Origin of the sequence: Raineya orbicola, assembly GCF_002843425.1 — a bacterium.
Classification (GTDB): Bacteria; Bacteroidota; Bacteroidia; order Cytophagales; family Thermonemataceae; genus Raineya; species Raineya orbicola.
This window is the reverse complement of sequence record NZ_NKXO01000075.1, coordinates 1-3297: the sequence shown is the minus strand read 5'-3', so window position 1 is coordinate 3297 and position 3297 is coordinate 1. Positions and strand designations below refer to the sequence as shown.

Below are 3297 nucleotides of genomic sequence, written 5' to 3'. Positions count from 1 at the left end.
AGAGGTAATTGACTCATATGATTAAATATTTAAAAAGTACAACTCAAAGTTAATCATTTTTTCAATTACCCTAAGTTTTTTTATTTAAATCCCTTGAAAACAATAAGTTAGACTTATAATTCACGTTAATAATATACTCACTATAAGATGTTTAATTTTAGGGTCTGCTCCCTTGTACCGATAAGCCTGTTGAAACTACTTACCACAAGATTTACACAAAAAATTTTGTGTTCCGTCTTTTTTACGAGCATTTTTTACTACTTTTGTACTTTGGCAATGAGGGCAGTTTACTTTTGTTAATACTTCAGACATATTACAAAAATACGTCCTCTTTGTCTTTTACAAAAATATCATACAATCTTTACCACAACCAATTTTTTTATACTTGTGCAACATAGAGTTTGTGTAATTGCAAAAGCAAATCTATGATTTCGTCGGTAGGAAGAACGTGGTCTATTTGAGGTGCAAGTTCTAATGCGGCGTTAGGCATAGTATCAATGAGGCACTCTTTGGGTTCTTGAACAATGGTAAGCCCACCTCTTTCGCTGATGCGTTTCATTCCCAATCCGCCATCACGATTGGCTCCTGAAAGTAAAATACCTATAAGTTTATTACGAAAAACATAAGAGGCGGTCGCAAAGGTAATATCAATCGCAGGGCGAGAGTTATTCACCATCTCCTCGGTAGAAAGGGTAAAAGTATTACCCAATTCTACCCCCAAATGATAGTTGGCAGGAGCAAGATAAATACACCCCTTACGGATATGCTCTTTATCTTCGGGTTCGGTGATAATTTTACTGCTTTTGATATTGAGAGCTTCTGCAAAACCGCTTCGCACATCTTTGAGCCTGTGCAAACACATAATAATAGGTATCTGAAAATCTTCGGGCAGATTTTGCAAAATCTTGCTTATCACCTGAAAACTTCCCGCTGAGCCTCCTATTACAATCGCTTTGTATTGGTTATGTAGGTTGTATTTATTTTTTTCTAAAACAACAGCCATTCTGCTAATCTCTGATTTTTTTATAGATTTTATCTTCGTTATTTACCACAATAAATTTATTAGCCAATTCGCACCAAATCAATGATTCCTTAGAACCTATCACTAAATATCCATACTTGAATAAACTATCGTGAAAAAGTTTTAGTACTTGATTTTGGAGAGTTTGGTTGAAGTAAATCATAACATTGCGGCAAAGAATGAGGTCAAATTTGCTAAACGGAGTGCCTGTAACTAAATTTTGCTCACGAAATTCTACGTTTCTCACAAGGTTTTTGTTCATTACGGCTTTGCCATTTTCTTCGCGATAGTATTTTTCTAAAGAAAATTTGCCTCCAAAAGTGGCATAATTTTTTTTATTGACCTCCATATTTTTGATATGATACCGAGCTTCGCGAGCTTTATCTAAAATTACGTGGTCTATATCGGTCGCTACAATACGGACATTGTCTAAAATACCCATTTCTTCCAGCAAGATTGCCATAGAATAGACTTCCTCTCCCGAAGAGCAACCAGCGTGCCAAATAGAAAAGCGGTTGTTGTTTTGTAAGATATTCGGAATGATTTGGTCGCGAAGAGCAACCCAACAAGTAGGGTCGCGGAACATTTCCGTAACATTTACCGTGATTTCGGTCAGAAATTCTTTGAAAAATTTGGCATCGGCATCTAAACGGCGAAGCAAAGTAGCTACACTATCCATCTTATAAACTTCCAGCACCCTTGCTACCCTCCTTTTGAAAGAAGACATCGCATAGTTGGTGAAGTCGTAATCATATTTTTGCCGTATCAAATCGGTTATCAGGCGAATTTCGCTGATTTCTATTTCTTGCTCTAACATACCCGAATATTTTTGCCCAAAATAAAAATTTTTAACAAAACTTCACAAATTTACAAATAAAAAAGCAAACCCCACGAAGGTTTGCTTTTTTCATATCTTTAAACTTTTACTAAAACTTACTGACAAAATTTTCTCAAATATCTTGCCACAAAGGATTTGCCATCAGGCAGATGTAATATTTGAGTGTATTTTATCTTTTTGTAATAACGTAAAAATGAAGTGTTTTGTTATACGAGAGTTGTATAATACTGCTCTACTTCATTAAGAATTTGTATAATTTCTGCTTCGCTACTTGCTTCTACTAACCTCATTCTAAATGACTTAAAATTTTCAAAACCCTTAAAATAACTTGCATAATGCCTACGCATTTCCAAAATACCCAAACGTTCTCCTTTCCATTTTACTGAAAATTGCAAATGTTTTAGACAGATTTCTATACGTTCCTCAATGGTTGGTGGTGTCAGTAACTCACCTGTTTGTAAGAAATGCTTGATTTCTCGGAAAATCCACGGATAACCAATAGCGGCTCTGCCAATCATAATGCCATCTACACCGTAGCGATTTTTGTATTCAAGAGCTTTTTGGGGGCTATCAATATCACCATTTCCAAAAATAGGAATTTTGATACGTGGGTTTTCTTTTACTTTACCTATGAGCGTCCAATCTGCTTCACCTTTGTACATTTGTACGCGTGTTCTGCCGTGTATAGTAAGGGCTTGAATACCAATATCTTGTAATCTTTCAGCAACTTCCTCAATATTTTTGCTGTTTTCGTCCCAGCCTAAACGAGTTTTGACGGTTACAGGTAAATGAGTAGCTTTTACTACTGCCTCTGTCATCTTTACCATTTTAGGAATATCTTGCAAGAGTGCCGCTCCTGCTCCCTTACAGGCCACTTGCTTTACGGGGCAACCGTAGTTTATATCAATTAAATCAGGATTCACTTGTGTAGCAATTTCCGCAGAGGCTCGCATTGTTTCAATATCCGAGCCAAAAAGTTGTATACCAATAGGGCGTTCGTACTCAAAAATATCTAATTTTTGTTTGCTTTTTGCCGCATCGCGTATCAGTCCTTCTGACGAAATAAACTCTGTGTACATCAAATCTGCCCCACCCGCCTTGCAAACAGCCCGAAAAGGAGGGTCAGAAACATCTTCCATTGGAGCTAAAAGCAAAGGAAATTCTCCTAACTCTATTTTTCCAATTTTTACCATTGCCAGAAAATTTTACGCAAAAATACAAGAAAAAAAGCGAATTAGAAAGAAGCATACAAAAGCCTTTAAGACTTTACGAGAATTTAATGTAGAACTTTTTTAATATTTGGTATAATTTCAATATGACCGCCAAGTTATGAATTAGTGGATATTGACGGCGTTTAATTTAACAAAATTAAGAAAGATTTCATCATTAAGAAAATCCTTATTGTTTTTTTGTGAGGTATAAAAAAAATACTTATAGC

General features: G+C 35.7%; 4 protein-coding genes. All 4 read right to left on the bottom strand.

Annotation, left to right across the window (positions count from 1 at the left end):
* Positions 1-195 precede the first annotated feature (195 nt).
* The 4 genes from Rain11_RS13555 to dusB all read right to left on the bottom strand — a co-directional run bounded on the left by Rain11_RS13555 (position 196) and on the right by dusB (position 3052).
* Entirely contained in the window at positions 196-312 is a 117-nt protein-coding gene (locus Rain11_RS13555) for a transposase-like zinc-binding domain-containing protein (protein WP_101359908.1), read from the bottom strand.
* A gap of 67 nt (positions 313-379) precedes the next feature.
* On the bottom strand, positions 380-1003 hold the full coding sequence (locus Rain11_RS13550) for a chemotaxis protein CheB (RefSeq protein WP_101359907.1): 624 nt from the start codon (positions 1001-1003) through the stop codon (positions 380-382).
* Positions 1004-1007: 4 nt separating this feature from the next.
* Positions 1008-1838, bottom strand: coding sequence for a CheR family methyltransferase (locus tag Rain11_RS13545; protein ID WP_101359906.1), 831 nt, complete (start codon positions 1836-1838; stop codon positions 1008-1010).
* A 227-nt stretch (positions 1839-2065) separates the two neighbouring features.
* The gene (gene dusB / locus Rain11_RS13540) at positions 2066-3052 is read right to left on the bottom strand and encodes a tRNA dihydrouridine synthase DusB (RefSeq protein ID WP_101359905.1); all 987 of its coding nucleotides are present in this window, start codon (positions 3050-3052) and stop codon (positions 2066-2068) included.
* Positions 3053-3297: the final 245 nt, after the last annotated feature.

Excerpts from the sequence above, each read along its gene's own strand:
- Rain11_RS13555 (WP_101359908.1), bottom strand. The coding sequence starts at position 312 with ATGTCTGAAGTATTAACAAAAGTAAACTGCCCTCATTGCCAAAGTACA.
- Rain11_RS13545 (WP_101359906.1), bottom strand. The coding sequence starts at position 1,838 with ATGTTAGAGCAAGAAATAGAAATCAGCGAAATTCGCCTGATAACCGAT.
- Rain11_RS13550 (WP_101359907.1), bottom strand. The coding sequence starts at position 1,003 with ATGGCTGTTGTTTTAGAAAAAAATAAATACAACCTACATAACCAATAC.
- dusB (WP_101359905.1), bottom strand. The coding sequence starts at position 3,052 with ATGGTAAAAATTGGAAAAATAGAGTTAGGAGAATTTCCTTTGCTTTTA.